The sequence below is a fragment of the Pseudomonas sp. 32_A genome, assembly GCF_017490905.1.
GTDB lineage: Bacteria > Pseudomonadota > Gammaproteobacteria > Pseudomonadales > Pseudomonadaceae > Aquipseudomonas > Aquipseudomonas inefficax.
In genome coordinates this window covers 58,904-84,300 of record NZ_JAFGYI010000009.1, presented here as the reverse complement: position 1 = coordinate 84,300, position 25,397 = coordinate 58,904, and the positions used below count along the sequence as shown (strand labels likewise).

General features: G+C 57.2%; 23 protein-coding genes and 1 tRNA gene. 17 read left to right on the top strand and 7 right to left on the bottom strand.

Features of this window, described 5'->3' with window-relative positions:
• Window positions 1-7 precede the first annotated feature (7 nt).
• The 16 genes from tssK to J5M58_RS07925 all read left to right on the top strand — a co-directional run bounded on the left by tssK (window position 8) and on the right by J5M58_RS07925 (window position 18,270).
• Window positions 8-1,351, top strand: coding sequence for a type VI secretion system baseplate subunit TssK (gene tssK / locus J5M58_RS07995; RefSeq protein WP_112252907.1), 1,344 nt, complete (start codon window positions 8-10; stop codon window positions 1,349-1,351).
• Window positions 1,348-2,220: a type IVB secretion system protein IcmH/DotU gene (gene icmH / locus J5M58_RS07990; RefSeq protein ID WP_243432251.1), complete on the top strand. Its 873-nt coding sequence runs from the start codon at window positions 1,348-1,350 to the stop codon at window positions 2,218-2,220. Before tssK ends, icmH begins: the two co-directional genes overlap by 4 nt.
• Window positions 2,221-2,353: 133 nt before the next feature.
• Window positions 2,354-2,869, top strand: a complete 516-nt coding sequence (locus J5M58_RS07985; RefSeq protein ID WP_207877776.1) for an Hcp family type VI secretion system effector — start codon at window positions 2,354-2,356, stop codon at window positions 2,867-2,869.
• Between the two features lie 73 nt (window positions 2,870-2,942).
• Window positions 2,943-5,009: a type VI secretion system Vgr family protein gene (locus J5M58_RS07980; RefSeq protein ID WP_207877775.1), complete on the top strand. Its 2,067-nt coding sequence runs from the start codon at window positions 2,943-2,945 to the stop codon at window positions 5,007-5,009.
• 14 nt (window positions 5,010-5,023) lie between these two features.
• Window positions 5,024-6,385, top strand: a complete 1,362-nt coding sequence (locus tag J5M58_RS07975; protein ID WP_207877773.1) for a DUF2169 domain-containing protein — start codon at window positions 5,024-5,026, stop codon at window positions 6,383-6,385.
• Between the two features lies 1 nt (window position 6,386).
• Window positions 6,387-6,743, top strand: a complete 357-nt coding sequence (locus J5M58_RS07970; RefSeq protein ID WP_207877771.1) for a DUF4150 domain-containing protein — start codon at window positions 6,387-6,389, stop codon at window positions 6,741-6,743.
• A gap of 3 nt (window positions 6,744-6,746) precedes the next feature.
• The gene (locus J5M58_RS07965; protein ID WP_207877769.1) at window positions 6,747-7,919 is read left to right on the top strand and encodes a hypothetical protein; all 1,173 of its coding nucleotides are present in this window, start codon (window positions 6,747-6,749) and stop codon (window positions 7,917-7,919) included.
• 24 nt (window positions 7,920-7,943) lie between these two features.
• Window positions 7,944-8,939 (top strand): hypothetical protein, encoded by a 996-nt coding sequence (locus J5M58_RS07960; protein WP_207877767.1) that lies wholly within the window; start codon window positions 7,944-7,946, stop codon window positions 8,937-8,939.
• Between the two features lie 100 nt (window positions 8,940-9,039).
• Window positions 9,040-10,803 (top strand): type VI secretion system Vgr family protein, encoded by a 1,764-nt coding sequence (locus J5M58_RS07955; RefSeq protein ID WP_243432250.1) that lies wholly within the window; start codon window positions 9,040-9,042, stop codon window positions 10,801-10,803.
• Between the two features lie 48 nt (window positions 10,804-10,851).
• On the top strand, window positions 10,852-11,283 hold the full coding sequence (locus J5M58_RS07950) for a DcrB-related protein (protein WP_112252910.1): 432 nt from the start codon (window positions 10,852-10,854) through the stop codon (window positions 11,281-11,283).
• The gene (locus tag J5M58_RS07945) at window positions 11,234-15,340 is read left to right on the top strand and encodes a DUF6531 domain-containing protein (RefSeq protein ID WP_243432249.1); all 4,107 of its coding nucleotides are present in this window, start codon (window positions 11,234-11,236) and stop codon (window positions 15,338-15,340) included. The genes J5M58_RS07950 and J5M58_RS07945 overlap by 50 nt, the downstream gene beginning before the upstream one ends.
• Entirely contained in the window at window positions 15,312-15,953 is a 642-nt protein-coding gene (locus J5M58_RS27865) for an RHS repeat-associated core domain-containing protein (protein ID WP_368857199.1), read from the top strand. The genes J5M58_RS07945 and J5M58_RS27865 overlap by 29 nt, the downstream gene beginning before the upstream one ends.
• A complete protein-coding gene (locus tag J5M58_RS07940) occupies window positions 15,944-16,357 on the top strand; it encodes an SMI1/KNR4 family protein (RefSeq protein WP_207877765.1) in 414 nt (137 codons plus the stop codon). Before J5M58_RS27865 ends, J5M58_RS07940 begins: the two co-directional genes overlap by 10 nt.
• Window positions 16,358-16,718: 361 nt before the next feature.
• On the top strand, window positions 16,719-16,928 hold the full coding sequence (locus J5M58_RS27860; protein WP_243432248.1) for an RHS repeat domain-containing protein: 210 nt from the start codon (window positions 16,719-16,721) through the stop codon (window positions 16,926-16,928).
• A 219-nt stretch (window positions 16,929-17,147) separates the two neighbouring features.
• A complete protein-coding gene (locus J5M58_RS07930) occupies window positions 17,148-17,345 on the top strand; it encodes a hypothetical protein (protein WP_133974066.1) in 198 nt (65 codons plus the stop codon).
• Between the two features lie 523 nt (window positions 17,346-17,868).
• The gene (locus J5M58_RS07925; RefSeq protein ID WP_207877760.1) at window positions 17,869-18,270 is read left to right on the top strand and encodes a hypothetical protein; all 402 of its coding nucleotides are present in this window, start codon (window positions 17,869-17,871) and stop codon (window positions 18,268-18,270) included.
• Between the two features lie 541 nt (window positions 18,271-18,811).
• Here the strand turns inward: J5M58_RS07925 and J5M58_RS07920 are convergent.
• The 7 genes from J5M58_RS07920 to J5M58_RS07890 form a co-directional block, all read right to left on the bottom strand.
• Window positions 18,812-18,887 (bottom strand) — tRNA-Gly (locus J5M58_RS07920).
• 64 nt (window positions 18,888-18,951) lie between these two features.
• Window positions 18,952-19,512 (bottom strand): CDP-diacylglycerol--glycerol-3-phosphate 3-phosphatidyltransferase, encoded by a 561-nt coding sequence (pgsA, locus tag J5M58_RS07915; protein ID WP_015271035.1) that lies wholly within the window; start codon window positions 19,510-19,512, stop codon window positions 18,952-18,954.
• Window positions 19,513-19,544: 32 nt separating this feature from the next.
• Window positions 19,545-21,368: an excinuclease ABC subunit UvrC gene (uvrC, locus tag J5M58_RS07910; protein WP_207877758.1), complete on the bottom strand. Its 1,824-nt coding sequence runs from the start codon at window positions 21,366-21,368 to the stop codon at window positions 19,545-19,547.
• 6 nt (window positions 21,369-21,374) lie between these two features.
• On the bottom strand, window positions 21,375-22,013 hold the full coding sequence (gene uvrY, locus J5M58_RS07905; protein WP_112252913.1) for a UvrY/SirA/GacA family response regulator transcription factor: 639 nt from the start codon (window positions 22,011-22,013) through the stop codon (window positions 21,375-21,377).
• Between the two features lie 63 nt (window positions 22,014-22,076).
• Window positions 22,077-22,466 carry a helix-turn-helix domain-containing protein gene (locus J5M58_RS07900; protein WP_112253242.1) on the bottom strand — a complete coding sequence of 130 codons (390 nt, stop codon included), beginning with the start codon at window positions 22,464-22,466 and terminating at the stop codon, window positions 22,077-22,079.
• Between the two features lie 117 nt (window positions 22,467-22,583).
• Window positions 22,584-23,015 carry a GNAT family N-acetyltransferase gene (locus J5M58_RS07895; protein ID WP_075045798.1) on the bottom strand — a complete coding sequence of 144 codons (432 nt, stop codon included), beginning with the start codon at window positions 23,013-23,015 and terminating at the stop codon, window positions 22,584-22,586.
• Window positions 23,016-23,157: 142 nt separating this feature from the next.
• Window positions 23,158-23,544, bottom strand: a complete 387-nt coding sequence (locus J5M58_RS07890) for a DUF488 domain-containing protein (RefSeq protein ID WP_207877756.1) — start codon at window positions 23,542-23,544, stop codon at window positions 23,158-23,160.
• Between the two features lie 127 nt (window positions 23,545-23,671).
• Here J5M58_RS07890 and J5M58_RS07885 point away from each other — a divergent pair, with 127 nt between their 5' ends.
• Window positions 23,672-25,288 carry an inorganic phosphate transporter gene (locus tag J5M58_RS07885; protein ID WP_112252915.1) on the top strand — a complete coding sequence of 539 codons (1,617 nt, stop codon included), beginning with the start codon at window positions 23,672-23,674 and terminating at the stop codon, window positions 25,286-25,288.
• The last annotated feature ends 109 nt before the right edge of the window (window positions 25,289-25,397 follow it).

Genomic DNA, 25,397 nt, shown 5'->3' with positions numbered 1-25,397 from the left:
AGCGCTCATGAGTTCACGTAACCCTGTCCTGTGGCCGGAAGGCCTGTTCGTCAAACCGCAGCATTTCCAACAGGCCACCCGTGCCGCCGAAGCGGCCCTGCATCAACGTCTTGGCAGCCTGAACGCAGCCTTCTATGGCTTCAGCGAATTGCAGTTGAACGACGAGTATCTGAGCCTGGGCAAGGTCGCCATCACCCGTGCACGGGGCATCATGCCGGACGGCACGGTGTTCGATATCCCGGCAGACCTGCCACCACCACCACCGCTGGAAATCGAAGACGACGGCGCGAAAGACAGCGAGATCTACCTGTGCCTGCCGCTGCGCACCGAAGGTGGCCGTGAAGTAAGCTGGCCCGATAACCCCGCCAACTTCCGTTACAGCGCCCAGGCCCTGGAAATCAAGGACACACACAGCACCGACGGTGACCTGGTGCAGGTTGACCTGGCGGTGCCCAACCTGCAGCTCAAACGCAAGGCCGACGACAGCAGCGCCTACACCCGCCTGGCGGTGACGCGCATTCTGGAACGGCGCCCCGATGGCAGCCTGCAACTGGATGAAGGCTTCTATCCCACCAGCGTTTCAGTGCGCGCCGTACCCGCGCTGCAACGGTATCTGGAAGAAATCACCAACTCCCTGCGCGAACGTGCGCGCAACCTCGCCGCCCGCATTGGCGCCTCAGGGCAGTCCGGCATCGCCGACATTCGCGACTTCAACCTGCTGCAGGCCATGAACCGTTGGTGGCCCTGCTTCCAGCATCTGGCAAGGCAAGGGCAGACCCACCCTGAACAGTTGTACCTGTGCATGAGCCAGGCCTGCGGCGAGTTCGTGACGTTTACCGACGAGAGCCGGCTGCCGCAGGAATACCCCGCCTATCACCATACCGCGCTGCGCACCTCCTTCAAGCCGCTGGAGGACACGCTGCGCCGGGCACTGAGCACGGTACTGCAACCCCGCGCCGTTTCGCTGCCATTGGAGACGCTGGAGTACGGCGTCATGACAACCGCACTGGAGGACCGCCGACTGATCGATGAGGCCACTTTCATCCTGGCCGTACGCGCCGATCTGCCACCTAAGGCGTTGCGCCAGATGTTCATCCAGAAAGCCAAGATCACTTCACTCGAAGCACTGGAGGACCTGGTGCCGCTGCAACTGCCCGGCATTCCTTTGAACGCCTTGCCCGTGGCGCCTCGCGACCTGCCCTTCCATGCAGGCTTCAGCTATTTCGAGCTGGACCGGCGTGACCCGGCGTGGGCGTGCATGAGAACGGCTAATGGCTTCGGGATTCATGTGGCTGGGGACTTCCCAGGGCTGGAGCTGCAGTTCTGGGCGATCAGGGGGGAACAGAAATGACAGGGGATTTCAACAATGAGGATGATGTCACCCAGAGCGTAGTGACGTCGATTCAGCACGCCAAGAAGAAGGCACAAGAAGGGCAAACACGCGCCCATGCTGAGGCCGAACAGAGTGAGAGCGAGGCCAACCCCGCAAAGGACGAATATCTAGGGTACGCAGCAGACCCAGACTTTCAGCTACGTGGCGGCTACGACAACCTGATGCTGGATGCCGCAGCACCGCTGTTCGGCCTGGTGATACGCCTGCGCACACTGGATGCGCTGCCCAACATCAAAGATGTGCATCAGCAGGTGCGCAACCAGATCGAAAATATTCGCGAGGAGATACGCCAGCACGGCTACGAGCCCGCTCAGTTGCTGGCGTACTCATACGGCCTTTGCCTTTTCATCGATGAAGCTGTCATGGACAGGCCTTGGGGTAAAACCAGTTGCTGGAGCCAGGAACCCCTGCTCAGCATCTTCCACGACGAAACCTGGGGTGGAGAGAAAGTCTTCACCGTACTGTCGCGCCTCATGCAGGAACCCAAACGTTACCAGGACGTATTGGAGTTCATGTACTTCGCGCTTTGCCTCGGTTTGAAGGGCAAGTACGCCATTGCGCCGAAGGGCGAAGAAACCCTCAACGCATTGATACACCACCTCCACGGGATTATCCGAGAACTGCGCGGCCCGACTCCGGAGACCGTCTGCGATCCGTACACCAATGTCGCCCCAAGCAACTTCCGCATGAACCGGCAATGGCCGTGGTGGAGTCCGTTGGTCATTTCCGCCCTCGCCATGGCGGTGGCGTACGGCATCTACAGCTACCGGCTGCACCTGATTACCACCGAGGTGTTGGAGTCGCTGAACGGCATTTTGCAGCAGTAGATCGGCAGAAACCGACGCAGCTGACTTCAACGAATTGACGAGGCGACTGCTTCGTTGACAAGCCCATCGTTCCCGATGGCCACGCCACTCCGAGTGCGCGTGATTTATCCACATGGACGCAGGAGAGACTGCCATGCCAACACCCGCTTACATCAAGATCACTGGTCAAAAACAGGGCAACATTACCGCTGGTGCATTCACCGCTGACTCCGTCGGCAATGTTTACCAGCAAGGCCATGAGGATGAAATCCTTGTCCAGGAAATCAATCATGAGGTCACTACACCCACTGATCCACAAAGTGGCCAACCCAGCGGCCAGCGCGTACACAAGCCGTTCAAGTTCACTAGTTCGCTCAACAAAGCCACACCACTGATGTATCAAGCGCTGGCCACCGGCGAAATGTTGCCGACTGTCGAGGTCAATTGGTACCGCACCTCGACGGAAGGCAAACAAGAGCACTTTTTCACCACCAAGCTCGAAGACGCCACCATCGTCAGCATCAATACCGTCCTGCCCCACGCTCAAGACAAGGAGAACGAAAACTACACCCAGCTGATCGAGGTAGCGCTCGCCTATCGGAAGATCACCTGGGCACACGATGTCGCAAACACCGAAGGGTCTGACGACTGGCGCGCACCAGCCGCCTGATATTCACGAATGCTCCGGGCGGGTTTACCTGCCCGGACTTTGTGTCACCTCAGACGGCGGACAAGGATTGCTTATGCCTAGCCAATCTGACTTGCGTTACAGCTTCCAGCCGCTGGTTGGCAACGCTGAATTAGAAGTGGTGTCGTTCGAACTCCGAGAGGGGATCAGCATGCCCTTCAAGTTGGAGCTGAAACTCATCAGCTTCGAAAACGATATCGACTTCGGCCACCTGCTCGACAAGCCCGTACTTTTTGCCATCTGGGACGGCGAACGCCCGGTGCGCTACGTGCACGGCCTTGTCAGCCGCTTCAGCCAGGCTGAAAGTGGCTTCCACCGCACCTACTATGACGCGCTGGTCGAGCCGCAACTGGCCCGTGCCGACCTGCGCTCGAACTGGCGCATCTTCCAGCAGAAGACCGTTCCACAAATTCTTGAGCTGATGCTCCAGCGCCAGGGCATCAACCAGTACGAACTGCGCGCCAACATGGACCATCAGGTCCGCGAGTTCTGTGTTCAGGCCGGTGAGACGGATCTGGCGTTCATCGCTCGCCTGGCTGCTGAAGAGGGCTTCGTCTACCGCTTCGCGCACAGTGAAAAGCTGCACAAGCTGATCATCACCGATCGACTGCAATCACTTGGGCTGATCAGCCATGGGACCATCAAGGCCGAGGAGGAAGACGAGGGCTTCTTCGATGCCGACGACCCCATAGACCCTAACAGCGTGCTGTACCAAGCAAACAGTGGTGGCGATCAAGCCAAACCCTGCCTTCGTCGCTTGCGTTACAGCGAACAGGTGCGTACCGCCCGCCAGGTGCAGCGCGACTACACCTTTACCAACCCAGCCTACCGCCAGGAGCACAGAGCCACCGGACCCTTTCTGGAGCATCAGTCCAAAGAGTACGAATACTTCGATTACCCCGGCCGCTACAAGCGCGATGCCGTGGGCAAGCCGTTCACTGAAAACCGCATCACCGCGCTGCGCCACGATGTGCGAGTCGCCGAAGTTGAGGGTGACGATGTTCGCCTGCAACCGGGCCTCAGCTTCACGCTGACCGGACACCCACGTGACGACCTCAATGCGCATTGGCGGGTGAACACGGTTACCCATAAAGGCAGCCAGTTCACCAGCCTGCAGGAAGAAGCCGCCGGCGCAGATGTAAGCACGCGCTACGAACAGACCGCCGTGCTGGTACCCGGTCGGACCGAATGGCGTCCTGCCCCACTGCCAAAACCACGCATTGACGGCCCCCACATGGCTACCGTGGTCGGCCCGAAGGGAGAAGAAATCTATTGCGATGAGTGGGGCCGGGTGAAGGTCAGCTTTCCCTGGGACCGTGAAAGCCAGAACAACGAGTTCAGCTCCTGCTGGGTGCGTGTGTCGCAAGGCTGGGCCGGTGGCAGCTGGGGCGCGATGGCGATCCCGCGCATCGGCCAGGACGTGATCATCCAGTACGTCAATGGCGACCCCGACCAGCCGATGATTACCGGGCGAACCTACTGTGGTGATCAGCTCCCGCCCTACGACCTGCCCGACCACAAGACCCGCATGACCATCAAGAGCCAGACCCACAAAGGTGATGGCTACAACGAGTTGCGTTTCGAGGATGAGTTGGGTCGGCAAGAGGTGTTCATCCATGCCGAGAAGGACCAGAACAACATCGTCAAGTACAACGAAACCACCTTCGTCGGCAACGACCGCAGTGAACGGGTTGACCACAACGAAACCATCTCCATCGGCGACCACCGCACCGAAGAGGTTGGCAAGAACGAAACCATCAGCATTGGCGCCAACCGCAGCGTGACCATCGGCGCTAACAAGACCGAAACCATCAAGCTGGCCAAGGCAGAAACCATCGGTTTGGCTAAGGTCCTGAACATCGGTGCGGGATACCAGGTGAGTGTGGGCGCGGCCATGAACACAACTGTTGGGCTCAGCCAGAGTGAGCAAGTGGCTATTCATAAGTCAGTGGTGATTGGCAACAGATTCAGCATAACCGCAGGCGACGAACTGAGCATCACGGTGGGCAAGGCCACTCTGGTGATGAAGTCCGACGGCACTGTGCTGATCAACGGCAGCAACTTTGACTTCAGTGCCACAGGGCCTGTGCAAATCAACGGCAAGGATGTCGATCTCAACTGAAGGGGTAGCCCAAGATGGAATTTCGCAACCTGACGCCATTTGACGTCATGTGCTTCAGTGCAATCGATAAACAGGATGTCGAACATCCTGTGATTGTGATGAAGGTTGGTTATCGGTTAGAGCCTATCGCCGAGAAGCCCGGGCACCTAAGTGCCCAAGTAATAGATGATGAGCCCGTAGCACTCTGCTTGGCTGATCAGTACTTCGGTGAGGAAGGGCGCAGCAGCGCAAAAGAGGAAAGCGACTTAGCCCCCTTCAAGCCTCGCTGCGATGTGATCATCAACGGGCACGCCCACGCCCCCAATGGCACTCCCACTCGCGATTGGGTAGCTGGCATTCGCCTGAGCGAACCGGCAGCGCCCTTGAAGATCAAGGTCGAGCAGCCTAAGCCTTTGAAGGCAGGCGAACCACTTACGCAGCAGCAACTCTATGCCTGGCGTGATGCGCAAGCCGAAGCAAACCTACGCCGCGCGAACGCACCCACTCGCAATATTCTTTTGGATAAACGACTACGCTTCACAGGACCGCGAGTATTTAGGCAAGGCTTCTTGGGTGGTTGGCATCTGACCGAAGCCGAATTGGCCAAGAATGTACCATTACAATGGGAATACGCATTTGGCGGATCGAGTGTCTTTGGAAACCCGCACTACCCCGAGCACACGCCTGAGCCCTACCTACTCAATCAGGTCTGTTATAGCAACCCTCTGGGTCGAGGCTGGATTGAGCGTCGTCACTTTGAAGTGGCCAGCTCACTTGAGCTGCTCCTTGAGGAATTACCCGCCCCCCAGATTGAACCGACTGATAGGCCTATCCAAAGGCTGCTGAAAACCTCCCAGCCAGACGGGAATACCAATGCCATTCAAATGGCTGAAATTTCGAATGCCCTGGATCATCAGCCTGTTGGCTTCGGGGTCGTAGGACGAGCTTGGGCACCTCGCCTGGCTTTGGCCGGCACATACGACAGTGACTGGCAAGACAGACGCTGGCCAGGTCTGCCCGGCGACTTTGATTTCGGCTATTGGAACGGAGCGCCGGCAGATCAGCAGACCGCATTCTTGAGGCCGGACGTTCGTATTGAGCTGTTCAACCTCACCTCCCCCGATTGGAACCACAACGGGCAATCATGCATAGAGTTGCCAGGGCACCGCCCTTTTCTGCTTGCTCGGTTGCACAGCGGTGTAATGATTCCCCTACCGCTGATGACGGACACGCTCTTGATCGACACCGACTCAATGACGCTGTCGCTGACTCATCGAGTAAGCCTCCCCTCCCAAGACCCTATCCGTGTCTTGGAGGCCCGATTTGAAGCTGATCCAGTCGCTCCCCTCATTAAATGGGACTCGCCAACTTGCGCAACTGACAACAGGGGACGCTGAGATGGCGGAGAACATTCTTGCGCGAAAACAGGACAAGTGGCTAGTTGTCAGTATCGTTCCTGATGTTTGTAAGACGCCTATGGGAGGTGCTACTCCACCAGTACCCTACCCCGTCACGGCTGAACTTAAAGCAGCCACAGATGTAGCAAAATCAGTACGTGTCAACGGTAAACCCATCGTCGTTTATGACAAAAGCTTGGTACCTCAAACTGAAGGCGATCAGGCGGGAGCAGCCAAAGGGGTTATCAGCGATACCGTTGGTGGAAGATGCTACCCCCAAGAGAAAAGCAGTACCGTCAGAGCCGAGGGAAAATTGGTCGTGCGCCATAACGATCTATTCTGGATGAATGGGGCATGAGTTGTGGACGAACCACTCAACATCGAGATAAGCAAATTTCAGAAATCCATCAGCGCCACTAAGAGCATCGCAACTTACCAACAGGGTGACCATGTCGTCGTACAGCTGTGGCAAGGAGAAACTCGGCTTTACAGTGACACTCTTACCTATGAGGAATATTTAACCTTCAAGGATAGTGCCCCTGAGTATGGACTACCGAATTATCCGCCACCCGAGATCTACAATGATAGAGAGACAGGTGGGACAACCGCCAGCGGTAACACGATAGGCCGTGTCGTCGGCGAAACCGCAAAAGCAGAAGTTCCAGCTACATCTGCCAACCCACCACAGGAGGCTGAAACAGAAAAGGAAAGTTGGTGGAAAAAAACCAGCCCGTGGGTACATGGCACACTGGACGGAGTTGGGTTCGTACCAGGCTTGGGCGCTATTCCTGACGGTATCAGCGCGTTCATTTATGTATTGGAAGGGGATATTGAAAACGCAGGCCTTGCTGCTTTTGCCGCGATCCCGGTTATCGGCGATGCAGCTAAAGGCGGGGTACTTGTAGGTAAAGCTGCTGGCAAAGTAAACAGATCTCTAAAAAACAGCCACGCCAAGACTCCAAAATCCTCACCTCCGACAGAACGGAAGCCGAATGGCCCGAAAAATAACGGGGGAAAGTCTAAAGGCGAGAAAAGAGATTGCCGACTTCGCAAATATGGCAACGGAAAGAATTGCCCACCTGGAAAAACAGGGCATCATATAGTAGCAGACCGCGCTTTTAGGCTACCCAACAAAAACAAAAACCCAGGACCACGAGTGCCTGGTGGGCTTTCACATGCAAACGGCTACACTATCTGTGTCGATGGAGGCACACCAACCAAGAAAGGTAGCAAAGCAAATGAGCATGGTCTGATCCACGCTATTTATGACCCAGCTGAGAGAGAATTAGGTAGCAGAGGCACACCTGAGGGAACGGCTACATTAGGTGAGCTTGAATTGATTGGCGTAATGGCAGCTTCGGCTATAACCGGGTGCAATCCTACAAAGATGCTTGCAGAGCTACACGCATACCACACCAGCATGGGTTTGAAACCCGGCGATCGGTACCGTGCTTACAACAAAACAAACCTTCTAAACCATGACGACATTACAAAGCTCGGCTCCAAAACCCAAAAAGGCTCAGGCGGCCTATAACTCATCAAAAAAGAAGAAAACAAAATGAACGGTACTAGCAAAATAACTTTTGGAAGCGCATGCGCAATCAATGACGACATGTTATATGTCGCATCTTTTGCGGACAAGCTTGAGAACACAGAGCACACACGAATGTTCGTTCTAAATCTTAACCTGCCTGAAAAATGGCATTACCATGACATTAATCACAAGACAGTAATCTCGATCGCATTAAGGCCTGCGCACACTGAAACCATAAGAGCTGGATGCTCGCTCACAACCAATGGTGAAATCGAAATATACAACTCCAACGGCATTGAGACCTTAGCAATCCCCAAGAAGAGCGAAGCAAAATTGACTTCACTAGCCATAGTTGACAACATATTTTTTGCTTGCGGCGGCGAAGGCCAAATTTACCAACTAGACCAAAGCAACTGCATAGAAACCGGTTACCAGATAACACAAGAAGCAACATCAACCTTATCAAAGCTACTTGAAACCATTAACTCAGACACCCCACAAAAAATACAAGACCTTGCTCAGCTATCACGATCAATTATAACCTTTCAATGCATAGACGGGCTTTCCAAGGAAGACATTTACACCTGCGGAACAAACGGCACAATATATCACTGGAACGGTGCCTCATGGAACAAATGCAAAAGTGGCACTAGACAACACCTGCATAATATTCATTGCATCTCAACTGATGAAGTGCTGATCTGCGGTCACAACGGGACAATTGTAAGAGGCAATTACAAAGACGGCTTTAAACGGATACCCACCGAAAAAATAGACACGAATTTTTGGTGCATCAAACAATTTAATAAACAAATTTTCATTGGAACAACCACAGGCTTATTCTTACTGAATAACAAGAGCTTTGAGAACGCCATCCCTTCTAGCCTGCCAACCCCTCACGAATATAGCATAGAGAATTTAAGCTCAACCAAAAATACTCTCTGGGTAACAGCAACCAAATTCATTTTGCGCCTTCAAAATGGCCAGTGGGAACTGATAGAACACCCAGACAACCTATAATCTCTTGAAATCATACCAGAGACCCCAGCCTTGAACTATTCAATGACGAGCTTAGGCGTTTCATAACAGGCTAAGCGGAGAATTATATGGATGACCTGGCTTGGTCAGCCGATTCAGCCAAGCTGAGGGCGGCTTCTACCGCACCTACTATCACGCGTTGGTCGAGCCACAACTGGCGCGTGCCGGTCTGCGCTCGAACTGGCGCATCTTCCAGCAGAAAACCGTTCCGCAAATTATTGAGCTGATGCTCAAGCGCCAGGGCATCAACCAATACGAACTGCACGCCAGCATGGACCATCAGGTCCGCGAGTTCTGCGTTCAGGCCGGTGAGACGGACCTGGCGTTCATCACCCGCCTGGCTGCTGAAGAAGGCTTCGTCTACCGCTTCGCGCACAGTGAAAAGCTGCACAAGCTGATCATTACCGATCGGCTGCAATCATTCGGGCTGATCAGCCATGGGACCATCAAGGCCGAGGATGACAACGAGGGCTTCTTTGATGCCGACGAGTCTGTAGACCCTGACAGCGTGCTGTACCAAGCCACCGGCGGTGGCGATCAAGCCATGCCGTGCCTTCGCCGCTTGCGCTACAGCGAGCAGGTGCGCACCGCTCGCCAGGTTCAGCGCGACTACACCTTTACCAACCCAGCCTACCGCCAGGAACACAGAGCTGCCGGGCCCTTCCTGGAGCATCAGTCCAAAGAATACGAATTCTTCGATTACCCAGGCCGTTACAAACGCGATGCGGTCGGCAAGCCGTTCACTGAAAACCGCATCACTGCGCTGCGCCACGATGTGCGTATTGCCGAGGTTGAGGGTGACGATGTTCGCCTGCAACCGGGCCTGAGCTTCAACCTGTCAAGTCACCCACGTGACGACCTCAACGCGCATTGGCGGGTGAACACGGTTACCCACAAAGGCAAACAATTCACCAGCCTGCAGGAAGAAGCCGCCGGCGCAGATGTAAGCACGCACTACGAGCAGACTGCCGTGCTGGTCCCCGGCCGGACCGAATGGCGCCCCGCCCCACTATCAAAACCACGCGTTGATGGCCCGCACATGGCGACCGTGGTCGGCCCGAAGGGAGAAGAGATCTATTGCGATGAGTGGGGCCGGGTGAAGGTCAGCTTTCCCTGGGACCGGGAAAGCCAGAACAACGAGTTCAGCTCCTGCTGGGTGCGTGTGTCGCAAGGCTGGGCCGGTGGCAGTTGGGGTTCGATGGCGATCCCGCGCATCGGCCAGGACGTGATCATCCAGTACGTCAACGGCGACCCCGACCAGCCGATGATTACCGGGCGTACCTACTGTCGTGACCAGCTTCCGCCCTACGACCTGCCCGACCACAAGACCCGCATGACCATCAAAAGCCAGACCCACAAGGGGGATGGTTTCAATGAGTTGCGCTTTGAGGACGAACTGGGCAAGGAAGAGGTGTTCATCCATGCCCAGAAGGACCAGAACACCCAGGTCAACCACAACCAGTCTCTCACCGTCGGTGTTGATCGCACCCAGAGCATTGGCCAGGACGAGTCTGTTGCCATCGGCCGCAATCGCCTGCGCGTAGTGAAAGCCAACGACACCCTGAAAGTCGGCGGCGGCAAAAACGACCTCATCGCCGGCGACTACGAGATCGAAGCAGGCAACACCCTGCGCCTCAAGTGCGGCAAGACACTGATCGAGATGCAGGCCAACGGCACGCTCAATATCACCTGCGAGACCTTCAACCTCACCGGGCAACAGACCGGGCAGATCAACACGCCCGCAGCGAAGCTCGACCTCAACCCTGAGGGCGGAGCGGCAGGTGCCGCAGCGGATGGACGCGATAGCAGTGCACTGAAAGCCGATGTGGATGGGCATTTCAAGTAGCTGCTTGCACTTGCCCGTACGTAAAGACCTCCTGAAAGGACTCCCGCAATGACGGAATACCTGACTCACGACCTGATCCTCAACCTGGGCGAGGAAGCACCTGAAGACCTGACGCTCAACATGCTGCGCTTTCGTGCCCGAGACACCACGTTGGTAATGGCGCGCAGCCCCGTCGGCAACGACAAGACCCTGGACCAAGCCATCGATGACCAACTGCGGATGCTGCGAAAAAAGTCCGGGGCGATGACCATCACACCTACGAAGATCGCGCGTTTGGGGGGCGGTGAACACTCCGTCGAAGCCCGCGAAATGGCCATTGAATTCAAGGTAGGGGACAAGCCCAATTTCCAGCTCCAGGCCGCCTGCCTGATTCCAGGTCAGCACCGGCTGCTAGTGATCAATTACAGCAAGCCAAGCCCTTTGAGCAGCGATGACATCGAGCACTGGCGCGCAATCAAACAACAGCTCCGATTCACCTGAACCCTTCACCACCAAGGTCAACCTCATTCAGAACTTTTGGAGCTTGCAAGCCATGGCGCAGATCGTTCACGCCGCCCGCATGGGCGATGAAATCCTGCATCCGTCCCTGATCGCCGAAATGGTCAGTGCCGTTGCAGAGGCCGTCATTTATGCCGCAGCCACCGCCGCCGTGGCTGCCGCTATCAGCCTGGCCGTTGTCGGTACTGTCGCGACAGGGGGCGCAGCGGGCATCGCCATCGCCGCCGTTGCGGGGGTGGCGGTCGGTGCGATGAGCACCCTTTCGGTCGGTGAAGATCAGACTGTCGGCGACGCCATCTCCCGCTTTTGCGACAGCCTTGGCAACAGCGTGGATGCACCCGATCCCTACGGAAAGATCGAAAGCGGGTCACACAACGTGTTCGTCAACAGCAAGCCCGCCGCTCGCGCAGCCGGTATCACAGGGCCGCCAGGAGGGGGAGCGACCGACGCCGAGCAAGCAGAGCCTTCGATTCTGGAGAACGTGGGTTCCATGGCCATGGCGGCGGTGCCCTACCTGCTCCCGGTGGTGGGGCTGGGCATGGCGATCCGCGACATCTTCAACCCGCCCGTCACCACGCCAAAGGACCCCGGCGCGGAATCCAAAGAGCAAGACAAGATTTCATGCAGCCGCCACCCGCCTCTGCCCGAAAACCATATTGCGCAAGGGTCGGACAAGGTCTTCATCAACGGCCAGCCTGCCGCGCGATCGGGTGACAAGACCACCTGCGATGCCACGATCGATGTGAATGAGAAGGTATCGCCGAATGTACGCCTTGGCGGCGGGACAGCGACGGTTCGGGATATTCGCAATGGCAAAAGCAAGGTTGCGATGTTTACCGGGATTATTGCTGGGATACTTATTTCACGACGTTTTGGGCGCATTAAAGGTTGCAAGGCTGGCAACCCTGTTGCTGTAGCCACGGGTAGCAAATTCCAGGACGGTCCCGAGGACACTGACTTCAGTCTCCCTGGCCTGCTCGGTATCGAATGGGCTCGCCGCTACGATAGCAGGGACACTCGCAATGGTGGCCTGTTCGGAAAGGGCTGGAGTGTTCCTTATGAAGTTGAACTGGTCCGCGTCCCGCATCCTGAAGGCGGCGAGTTGTGGATTTACGTCGATGAAGAAGGCATTCGCCTGGAACTCGGGCGCCTGCGCGCCGGCGATGCCTTTGTCAGTGTTGTGGACGGCTTGGCTTTCTTCCAGTTGGAGGATGGCCAAACGGTTGTCGAGGACATTCATGAGGGACGCTACAAGGTTTTTGATGTCGACCCGCACGAGCCCTGTCGTTCAAGACTCATCAGGCTGAGCGACCGCAATCTCAATTACGTAGATGTGCTTTACGACAAACAAGGTCGCCTGCAAGCACTCTATGACAAGTACGGCCAGACGGTTGTCCAGCTTCACTATGATGCTGCGCATACAAGGCGCGTATGCAAGGTGTCGCGGCTCTTCCTGTCAAACAACGGCGAGCCCGCTATCGAGCGGAACGAGCTGCTGGTCAGCTACAGCTATACCGACAGTGGGCAGTTGCAAGAAGTTCTGGATGCAACGGGCCAGGTGGTGCGTAACTTCGGTTATACCGAAGAGGGCTATCTGAAGCGTCACCAACTGGCCAGCGGCGCCGTCCGCGAGTACGCATGGGCACGCTACACCATTCCTGAAAAACGTCCTACACCAAGACGGGCGGACGGAACACCCTATCGCTTGCCACCTTTGCTTGAGCCGCAATCTGACCACGAATGGCGGGTGGTTCGCCACTGGGGTAGCGATGGGGAGGAGTACAAGTTCGAGTACAACCTCGAAGAAGGCGAAACCCTCGTAACAGACGGACTGGGACGTATAGATCGCTATTTCTGGGGCCCGCTGTACGACGTTTACAAGCATGTCGATGCACTTGGGAACTGCTGGCAAGCAGAGATCGTCGCCGGCCAGTTGGTCAAACGAACTGATCCACAGGGCGGCGAGTGGGGATACAGCTATGACGATATCGGGCGTCTGATCGAGACACGTGACCCGCTTGGGCGAAGCGAACGCATAAGCTATCTGCGCCACTGGGCTTTGCCCGTTCAGGTCACAGACGGAGCAGGACGTACCCGGCGCTACGGCTACGATGCTCATGGCAATTTGCTGTGGGAGCAGGACCCACTGGGCCGGAGCACGCAGTATCAATACAGCCCGGAAGGTCGTGTTACCCGCGTCACCGATGCCATCGAAAAGACCAAGCACCTGGGTTGGAACACCCGTGGCCAGCTTCTCAGCTATCGCGACTGCAGCAACAACCAGACGCTGTACCACTACGACTTGCAGGGTCGCCTGAGCGAAAGCATCAATGCCCGCGGAGAGCAGACCCACTTCCGCTATGACGCTCGCGGCTACCTCATAGAAAGCGAACGGCCCGATGGTCGTATCGACCGCTACGAAGTTGATACCGCCGGCCAGCTGACGCGCTACATCGATCCTGCGCAAAAGAAGCTGCAATTTCGCTACGACCGCAGCGGGCGTGTGATCGAACGGCTGGACGCCATGGGTCATAGCGTAAGATTTCGCTATGACGCCTATGGCCGACTGCTACAGCTCACCAACGAGAACAATGAATCATATCGCTTTGGCTGGGACAAACTGGACCGCCTGATCGCGCAGGAAGACTTGGATGGCAGTGGTCGCATTTATGAATACGACATGTTGGATGGGGTCACCAGCCTCACCCACGTGCTCTCTCCCCATGAACAAGCACCATTGTCCGAGAACGCCCCAGCAACGCGGACAACGCCGATTCGCCACGACTTCGAACGTGATGCCGTCGGCCGCCTGCTGAGCAAGCGCACCGAGGATGGCATTACCGACTACAGCTACGACACCGCCGACAACCTGTTGTCCATCATTTTCACGAATAATCAGGGTGAAAAACAGCAGCTTGAATACACCTACGACCCCGTAGGACAACTGTTGAGCGAAACTAACAGCGCCGGGCTGTTGCAGTATCGCTACGACGAGTTGGGCAACCTGCAGACGCTCACCCTCCCCGATCAACGCAATATCAATTACCTCTACTACGGCAGTGGGCACCTGCACCAGATCAACCTGGACGGCCGGGTCATCAGCGACTTCGAGCGTGATGCCGTGCATGACGAAGTCATGCGTACCCAAGGTAGCCTGATTACGCGCACCCGTTATGACAAAAGCGGGCGCTTGAGTGGCAAGGCAATCCACTACCGCGATGCGCCCGCTGAAGTTCTGCCATTACTGGACAAAACCTATCGATATGACGCCAGCGACAACCTCGTCGCCGAAGTACTGACCCAGACCCAACGTCGCAGCCTTGGCGACATTGCAGCTGATGACACCGCGCACCTTGCGCAGATCATTGGCCATTTTCATCGTTCGCCTCACACAGGCAAGAGCTACACCGGCAGCAACCGTTATGGCTACGATCCGAACGAACAGCTGCAGAATACCCACCAGTCTCGCCCCAACTGGCAAGCGACACAGGTTGAGGATTTCAAGTACGACAAGGCCGGTAACTTGTTCGACGGACCGAAGCTCCACGGCTTAATCAAGCACAACCGTGTGCTGGTCTATCAGGACAAGCGCTACCGCTATGACCGATTTGGGCGATTGTGCGAAAAAAGGATTGGAAGTAACTGGGTACAGCACTTCGAGTACGACGCCGAACAACGCCTGATATGCGTAGACCAGTACCGCAGCGGTGAGCGTGAACGTGTTATGTTCCGATACGATCCTCTGGGAAGGCGAATCAGCAAGGAAGTTTATCAAAGCGATCACTCGGAACCTCGTCAGCGAGTCCTGTTTCACTGGCAGGGGTTACGCCTATTACAGGAAATTCAGAACGGCCTATCTAGTCTATACGTTTACACCAGTTCTAAAAGCTATGAGCCTTTGGCTCGAATTGATGGGGGTTACGGAAAAGAAAGCATCCAGCATTTCCACACTAATCTGGCAGGCCAACCTGAACAGCTGACCGACGAAAGCGGCGCCACTATCTGGCGCAGTGACTATTGCGGCTGGGGGGGAAATTAGAGAGCAATGGCAAGATCAAAGAGAATCGCGAGAGCAAAATTTGCGAAATCAAGGACAATATCACGATCGCGAAATCGGACTTCATTACAACACATATAGATTTTACGACCCAAGCATTGGTCACTTCACCCAACCTGATCCCATAGGGCTTTCCGGAGGTATAAATTTTTATCAATATGCCCCCAATTCAATTAGTTTCGTCGACCCATTAGGCTTAGCCTATGATCCAATTTCTGCATTACTAGAACTTGGTTTCACAAGTGTAGAGCAGACACAGAGCGGCGGCCTTGACTACAGAAACAGCAATGCACTTTACACAAAGAAAAATATCAACCCTGTGGTAACCATTGAATATACTGGGGATTATGCGCTGGATGCGCAGGCAGCGAACACCAAAGCAGGATTGAATCAAAAATCAACTCCTAGAGGGTATGTATGGCATCACGTTGACGACTATAATGCCCAGACCAATCGCGGGACCATGCAGCTTGTAAAACAGACCGCACACCTCGGGATAACTCACAATGGAGGCGTAAGTCAGTACGCAGCCGTGACAGGCAAGAGGTATACACATCCAGCCAGATTTTCTAAAGGAGCAAAACCGTGCCCGTAAAATTGATAGAAAGTGAACAACCCATATCCAAAAGCGACTTTCTTGAATTCACACAATCAATAAATGCACACCCAACAAGTGAATTCATGAACTTTTATCTGACCAATAACGGCGGTTTCATTGATGATAAACAACACTCCGAATCCGAGCTTCTAATAAATAGTTTTTTATCAATAAAATATGGTGAAGCCACGATAGAAAACGTCTACAAACAACTAGTCAAAAGCACCCCTTCGCTAGCCGGACTCATACCATTTGCCTATGATGACTGCGGCAACCTATTCCTACTATCAACAAACAACGACGATAATGGCCGCGTTTACCTATGGTTACCAAGCGATAGCGAAAAACTCCCAATTTCTGACACATTCAATAGCTTTCTTCATATTCTCAGCTCTACATGAAGGGGCACCATGAATAATAAAATTTAATAATTCGAAACATTCTATCTACAGGTATGCGTGCAAATACATGTAGGATAATTTGGGTGATATGACGACGGACTTCAAACAGAAGGCTGTTTTCCTACAGTTTATTTGAAGCCTGGAGTTCACCGCTATCGAGATCCACATGTACGACGTTTACAAACATGTCGATGCGATGGGGAACTGCTGGCAAGCAGAGATCATCCCTGGGCAGTTGATCAAACGAACTGATCCGCAGGGCGGCGAGTGGCAATACAGCTAGGACGATATCGGGCGTCTAATCGAGACGCGTGACCCGCTTGGGCGAAGCGAACGCATAAGCTATCTCCGCCACTGGGCCTTGCCCGTTCAGGTCACAGACGGAGCAGGAAGTACCCGGCGCTACGGCTACGATGCTCATGGCAATTTGAACACGGCAGCAAGCTGCTGGGCAAAGTGGACGTTCAAGCGTAGGGCGGATCTGTGCAGGCTCGACATGAAACGCGACAGATCATCGCCACGCTGCTGCTCAGCTATGAAGGGTGGTAGACAACCTTGCTTCATCCCATAGAGCCCCGATTCGGGGCTCTATTTCGTTCTGCCTGCGGCTGCGCACCTCATCTATCAGGCAAGGTCCTGCAGTTGGAAAATTCAATCAGCCCCCTCTGGCAGTTGGCCAGCCCCCCTCTACACTGCGATCAATGCCGCTTGCTGGCCTGGACCTCGCGCCTGTGCACGGACAAAGAGCAGTAACCCTTGAAATGGTCCTCCCTACGTGCAGGTAGTTGGCATGGCGCTTCAACTCGACCTGGTGCGAGTTTTCTACGCACTGATATCACTCAAACAGAAACTGTTTCCTCGACCGTTGAACCAAGAGGAAGCCAGCCTGCTGGAACACTACCGCAGTTTGTCCGAACAGGACCGTATTGCAGTGCGCTATATGTGCACTGCAATACGGGAAACCTCCAAGCATCACCCCCGCCGCTGAAATCGGGAGCGCTGGAAGACCGATTAGGCCGGACGTGCTGAACCTCATGACGCATGCTCGGCCCATGCCCCCTGGCGTTGCCGTCACGCCCAAGAAGGGCGATGCGTTACTCGCTTGCGGCATCGCCACGCTGAATGGTCACAGCGGCAACGCCGAGTACCGACGGTCACAGGATCGTGCAGCCGCCGGGCTGGGTCACGTCATCTCAGTAATCGGTATGGACCATCACGTTGCCTTGCATTTCTCACCGAGAAAGCGCACGACCAGGCGAAGCGATGCCAACGTGTTGTCCAGCTCCTACCTTTTTAACGCATAGCTGCAGAAATGGGGCTCAAGGCATCGCAGCCCGGCATGCTCGATGAGTAAAAATTGTTTCATCCATTCAAAGCCTGATTAAACATTATGTTTATATCCTGCGTGATGGCTGCGGCACTATAGTTGACCCGATGACTCGGTTTTCCTGTGACGGGTTCTTGCGTGCCCATTGCAGTTGAGGTTAGGAAAGTTCGTACATGGAGGTTCGATGCTCAACACAGCTGCCCACGACCTGGCGCGTTTGCAAGAGCTGCCGGCATTACTGAACGCGCTGCCTGCCTTCGCAGAAGCGTTGGGATTTCACTTTTACAGTTTCAGTTACAATAGTCCGACCCACGAGGTCTACGCGAGCAACCTTCTACCGGGAGGCCGATGGCTTGTCCAGGCGGCACTTGAGGCGAAGCCTCATCACGACCATCAATACCCGTGCCCTCCCGTTCTTTGGACTGCTTTGCCGGGACGGCCTCACTGGTGGGACGTTGCGCAAGTGCTTGGTATGCGCCACGGCCTTATTCAGCCCTTTTACGATGGCGAGTTGCAAAGCAGCCTGACCTTCTTGCGTCCACACGTCAGTCTTTCGGCCCAAGAGCTGTATCAAAAAGCGGCGTAGGTCATTTGGCTAGGTGAACATCTGCACCGTGCTGCCGTTTGCAGTGCCGCTGTCAGTGGCGGTCACGCGCCTTGCGCACCTTCTCACGCTATTCAAGGGCTAGCGGCGGGTAATAGATCCGGTGCAGCGGGTACGCCGGGAACCAGGCGTGCTTGAGCAAGGCTCCGCTGGCCACCAGCAAGGCCTGATCGACAACCATACCCGCTACCCCTTGATCCTGCACGGCCCCATCGAGATACGGGCCTGCTTGCACAACCAGTAGAAACGAAAGTGCCACTGCTTGGGGCCCTTGGCACCAACGATCAGTGCAAGGCCAGCAGTGTCTTTGAGGGTCTAGTTCTTGCCAGTAGAATTTGCTTGGCGGACAGCGGTTCTGCCATCAATCCGCTACGCCAACTATCCGGAATCGCTGTACTTAAAAATGTAACTCAATTTCGTGGCTGCTGGTGGATTCAGGCAGACTGCGCTAAACGAAAAAAGACGCCGAAGCGTCTTTTTTCAATGATTTACAGACTTCCAAAAAACCCTGTAAATCTATATTTGGAGCGGGAAACGAGACTCGAACTCGCGACCCCGACCTTGGCAAGGTCGTGCTCTACCAACTGAGCTATTCCCGCGTCGTGATGGGTGCCATTCTAGCGATTTCCAAAATGGCGTCAACCCCTTGATTCAAAAAAACTTTTACTTCTGCTCAGAGCCTTCGCGCAGGTGCGGCCAAGCAGCCAGCAGGTAGTGCACCATCGACCACAGGGTCAGCCCCGCCGCCACCAGCAGCAGCGCGTAGCCGAGGATTACCCAGAAGGTCACCGCCGGCGGGTTGGCCAGCAGGATCACCAGCGCCAGCATCTGCGCCGCGGTTTTCCACTTGCCAAGGTTGGACACCGCCACATGCGCCCGCGCGCCCAGCTCGGCCATCCACTCGCGCAACGCCGATACCACGATCTCGCGGCCGATGATCACCGCAGCCGGCAGGGTCAGCCAGAAGTTGGCGTGGGTTTGCACCAGCAGCACCAGGGCCACCGCCACCATCAGCTTGTCGGCCACTGGGTCGAGAAACGCACCGAACGGCGTGCTCTGCTGCAGGCGACGCGCCAGGTAGCCGTCCAGCCAGTCGGTGGCGGCGGCAACGGCAAACACGCTGCTGGCGGCCATATAGCTCCAGTGATAGGGCATATAGAACAGCAGGATGAAGATCGGGATGAGCAGGACGCGTAGAACGGTGAGCAGGTTTGGAATATTCATCGGTACGACTGGCCGCAAGTTGAGCCCGCATTCTACTCGCTATGCAGGCTGGCATAAATCGACTCGGCAAGCTTTTTACTGATGCCGGGCGCTTTGGCGATTTCATCGATACTGGCGCGGTTGAGCTCCTGCAGGCCGCCGAAATGTTTCAGCAGGTCGCGCCGCCGTTTGGGCCCTACCCCGGCCACATCCTCCAGGCTGGACACCCGGCGGGCCTTGCCACGGCGGGCGCGGTGGCCGGTGATGGCGAAACGGTGGGCCTCGTCACGGATCTGCTGGATCAGGTGCAAGGCCGGTGAGTCGCCCTTGAGGGTAAACTCATGGTGCACGTCGTTCAGGTACAGGGTTTCGAAACCGGCCTTGCGCGTCACGCCCTTGGCCACGCCAAGCAGGGTCAGGTCACTGAAGCCCAGCTCCTGCATTACGTCACGGGCCATGTTCAGCTGGCCTTTGCCGCCGTCCACCAGCAGCACGTCGGGCAGCTTGCCCTCGCCGTCCTTGATGCGCCCGTAACGGCGGTTCAGGGCCTGGTGCATGGCGGCGTAGTCGTCACCGCCGGTGACGCCTTCGATGTTGAAGCGGCGGTAGTCGGACTTGAGCGGGCCTTCGGGGCCGAATACCACGCAACTGGCCACGGTGGCTTCGCCGCTGGAATGGCTGATGTCGTAGCACTCCAGGCGCTGCGGCACCTCGTCCAGGCCCAGTACCTCGGCCAAGGCCTCGAAACGTGCGGCCATGTGCTGGCGGTTGGCCAGGCGGGCATTGAGCGCCTGCTCGGCGTTGGTCACCGCCAGCTGCTGCCAGCGGGCGCGGGTACCGCGTACCCGGTGGCTGATGGTCAGCTCGCGGCCACGCAGGGTGTGCAGGGCTTCGCTGATGGCTGCGAAGTCTTCATGCACCACGTTGACGATCAGTTCGCCCGGCAATTCGCGCTCGGCATTGCCCAGGTAGTACTGGGAAAGGAACGCGGCCATCACTTCGGCCACCTCCTCCTCGATACCTACCTGCGGGAAGAAGTTCTTGCTGCCCAGCACCCGCCCGCCGCGTACGCTGATCAGGTGCACGCAGGCGCCACCAGGGTTGACGAAGGCGGCGACAACGTCGACATCGCCGCTGCCGCCTTCGATGTACTGCTGGTCCTGGACCCGGCGCAACAAGGCGATCTGGTCGCGCAACTCGGCGGCCTTTTCGAAATTGAGGGCCATGGCGGCCTTCTCCATCTCGGCATTGAGCTCGTTGCCCAGTTGCTGGCTACGCCCTTCGAGGAACATCACCGAGTGGCGCACGTCCTCGGCATATTCCTCGGCGGTCACCAGGCCCGTGCAGGGCCCTTTGCAGCGCTTGATCTGGTACTGCAGGCATGGCCGGGTGCGGTTGGCGTAATAGCTGTCTTCGCACTGACGCACCGAAAAGGCCTTCTGCAGCAGGCTGAGGCTTTCGCGAATGGCTCCGGCGCTGGGGTACGGGCCAAAGTAGCGGCCCTTGGCCTTCTTCGCCCCACGGTGGATGCCCAGCCGCGGGAACTCGCCGTCGGAAAGGAACACGTAGGGGTAGGATTTGTCATCGCGCAGCAGGATGTTGTACGGCGGCCGCCATTCCTTGATCAGGTTCTGTTCCAGCAGCAACGCCTCGGTTTCGTTGGCGGTGATGGTGGTTTCGACCTGGGCGATGCGGGCCACCAGCGCGGCGGTCTTGGGCGCCAGGCCGGTCTTGCGGAAATAGCTGGCCAGGCGCTTCTTGAGGTTCTTGGCCTTGCCCACGTAAAGCAGCCGGGCTTCGCCGTCGAACATCCGGTAGACGCCCGGGCGACCACTGCAGGTAGCCAGGAATGCGCTGGCATCGAAAACTTGGGACATGAGGTTTTACAGGCTTGCGTCGACCATGCCGTGGCGAACGGCCAGCAAGGTCAGTTCGACGTCGCTGGTAACCGAGAGTTTTTCAAAGATCCGATAACGGTAAGTATTGACGGTCTTGGGCGAGAGGCACAACTTGTCTGAGATGATCTGCACTTTCTGGCAGCCGACGATCATCAGGGCAATCTGGATTTCCCGTTCCGACAAGGCATCGAACGGCGAACCCTGCGGCTGGAAGGGTTTCAACGCCATCTGCTGGGCAATCTGCGGGCTGATGTAGCGCTGGCCGGCGAAGGCCAGGCGGATGGCCTGGACCATTTCGTCAAGGCCGGCGCCTTTGGTCAGGTAGCCAGCAGCACCGGCCTGCAGCAGGCGCGTGGGGAACGGGTCTTCCTCGCACACGGTCACGGCAACCACCTTGATGTCCGGGTGGCTGCGCAGCAGCTTGCGGGTTGCCTCCAGGCCACCGATGCCAGGCATTTTCACGTCCATCAGCACCACATCCGGCTTCAGCTCACGGGCCAGCTTGAGTGCCGATTCACCCGAATCACCTTCGCCCACCACCTGCAGACCATCGATGTCGGCAAGCATGCGTGTAATACCGGTTCGTACCAGATCGTGATCGTCGACCACTAAGACCCTAATCAAGCACACACCTCGTCAGCAGGGCGATTGGATCCTGCCACCTTAACAAAATTTTTCACGGCGGACCTAACGCATTCCTTCCGTAAGAAACGCCTGACGTTCAACCGTAAGCGGCCTCATTGTCTGCCGGGATTTGTCGTTGTTGGTCAAACGCCGCAACAAGTGCCAAAGGGCCGCTTGGTCGTCGCATGACAACTGCCGGAAAGCCCCCAGCAAACCGGACTCATCGGTGCTCAGCCCCTCGAGCGGTACGGGGGTGCGGGTGCCGCTGAGCACATAAAGTGCATCCACGCCCCTGGCTGCCAAAGCCGCCAGGTAGTCGACCCGCGGCGAACGCTCACCACTCTCGTATTTGCCTTGGGCATTGGGTTCGACCCCGCCGATATCGCCAAACACGCGCTGGGTCATCCCCAGGCGTTCTCGCTCTTCCCGCAGCCGCGGACCGATTCCATTCATGGGGTTCTCCTTGTCCCTGATCACAATCATGTACGGCCTACCCGCCAGCAGGCAGCCGTGAACGCCTGGGTTCACTATGCCGATGCTCACCAGTCGCGACAAGCCATCATTAAGCTATTAGTCGATCGTGCGCTGCATGCGCACAAAGCATTCGTCCTCGCCCATTTCGACGAAGCCGTGGCGTTGGTAGAGCACGCGCGCCGGGTTGCTGCGAAACACCATCAGCCGCAGCAGCGGCAGGTGCCGCTGGCGGGCCCACAGTGCCAACTGCTCCAGCACCCAGCTGCCCACCCCACGCCCACGGTGCTCGGGTAGCAGATGCAACTCGCGAATGAACAGCGCCTGGCGGTCCTGGCTGAGGCTGCAGAAGCCGAGCACGGCGTCGCCTTCGGTCACCAGCCATTGCTCGCGCCAGCCCCAGGCTTCGTCGAAGGCTTCCTCTAGCCACAGCAGGTCGTATTCGCGGTAGTACGGCAGCATGGCGCGGCGCGTGAGGTCGCGGGCGAAGGTGCGGTGGGTGTCGTTGGCGGGGGTCAGTTTCAGGGACATCACATTTCGGACTCTTCGGTTTGCCAGGCCCGGCCCTATCGCCGGCAAGCCAGCTCCCACAGTTACAACGATAGCCTTGAAGGCAGCGCCGTACCTGTGGGAGCTGGCTTGCCGGCGATAGGGCCAGCACAACGAATACCAATCATTGGGCGTAGCACACGGGCGAACTGCCGGGCCCACGGCGATCCAGTTCGTCCTCCAGCCATTCGGCCAGCACCTGAGCATTGTTGTGCTCAGTATCCTTGCCCGCATAAAGCAATGTCAGCGTGCCCTTTCCGGCCAGATCGAGCAGCGGGTACCAGTGCTCGGGGTGCGCCGCCAGCTCCTGCCGGTAACGCTGGGTGAAGCCGGCGAAATCCACTTCTCCCTGGTGAAATGCCTTGCGCAACTCATCAGAGGGTGCAACTTCGCGCAACCACTGCCCGTGCAGGTCGTCCTTGCGTTTGTTACGCGGCCACAGGCGATCAACCAGCACGCGCTGGCCGTCGTCTTGCTCAACCGCATCGTAGACACGCTTGCAGCGAATCATGGGCTTCTCCTGCCACTACCGTCCGTCTTGAGCCTAGATAAATCATTGATCGAGGTCACGGCCGGGTTACGAATTGTTTCTATGCTCAAGGCCTTCGGCACCCTTGCCCACTCCAACCGGAGCCACCATGGCAACCCCTTCACTGGCCAGCCTGCCGCAACTGGCTCAACGCGATGCCCGCCCGCAACTTGCCCACAAACCCGGGCGTGCCACCCTGGTGTTGTTCTTCGGCCTGCTGCTGGCCGGCATTGCCTATACCGCCTGGAGCCTGAAGCAGGACGTGGCGGCCAGCGGTACGGTAATCACCACGGTTACGCCATTCCTGCTGCTGGGCCTGGCGTTGCTGATTGCCCTGGGCTTCGAGTTCGTCAATGGCTTCCATGACACCGCCAACGCAGTGGCCACCGTCATCTACACCCACTCGTTGCCGGCACCGGTCGCAGTGGTCTGGTCCGGGCTGTGCAACTTCCTCGGGGTGCTGCTTTCCAGCGGCGCGGTGGCGTTCGGCATCATCGCCCTGCTGCCGGTGGAGCTGATTCTGCAGGTTGGTTCCTCGGCCGGCTTCGCCATGGTCTTCGCCCTGCTGCTGGCGGCGATCATCTGGAACCTTGGCACCTGGTGGCTGGGCCTGCCGGCCTCATCCTCGCACACCCTGATCGGTTCGATCATCGGCGTGGGCGTGGCCAATGCGCTGATGCACGGGCGCGACGGCACCAGTGGCGTGGACTGGGCCCAGGCCAGCAAGGTCGGTTATGCCCTGCTGTTCTCGCCACTGATCGGCTTTGCCTGTGCCGCGCTATTGCTGCTGGCCCTGCGCGCGCTGGTCAAGCGCAAGGCGCTGTACCAGGCGCCGGAAGGCCAGACACCTCCGCCATGGTGGATCCGTGGCGTGCTGATCCTGACCTGCACCGGGGTGTCCTTTGCCCACGGCTCCAATGACGGCCAGAAAGGCATGGGCCTTATCATGCTGATTCTGGTTGGTACCCTGCCGATGGCTTACGCACTGAACAAGACCATGCCCAATGAGCAAGCCTTGCAGTTTTCCGCGGTCGCCGAGGTAACCCGCCAGGCACTGGTGCGCAGCAACCCGCAAGCGGCACCGGCCGACCCGCGCCAGGTGCTGGCCACGTTCATTGCCGAGCCACGGGCCAACCCGCAACTGATACCGGCGCTGGCAGCGCTTACCGGCATGATCGGCGAAGAGGTCAAAGGTTATGGCTCGCTCAAGCGGGTACCGGCCGAAGCCATGGCCAACGTGCGCAACGACATGTACCTGACCAGCGAAGCCATCCGCCTGATCGAGAAGAACCAGCTGGTAGGGTTCGATGCAGGCACACGCAGCCAGTTGCTGCTGTTCAAGACCCAGCTGGATGATGCCACCCGCTACATCCCACTATGGGTGAAAGTGGCCGTGGCCATCGCACTGGGGCTGGGCACCATGGTCGGTTGGCGGCGTATCGTGGTAACGGTAGGCGAGAAAATCGGCAAGACCCACCTCAGCTATGCCCAGGGGGCTTCGGCTGAAGTGGTGGCAATGTGCACCATCGGTGCGGCGGACATGTTCGGGTTGCCGGTGTCGACCACCCATGTGCTGAGTTCCGGGGTAGCCGGGACCATGGTGGCCAACGGGTCAGGGATTCAGAAGCGCACGCTGGTCAACCTGCTGATGGCCTGGGTGCTGACCTTGCCGGCAGCGATGCTTTTGGCCGGTAGCCTGTACTGGGTGCTGCACCAGATATTCTGAATCTGTACACGCTCCCCTGTAGGAGCGGCCTTGTGTAGCGAAAGGGCCGCACAGCGGCCCCGGGATTTCAGCGGCAACGCATAGATTGCTGGGGCTGCTTTGCAGCCCT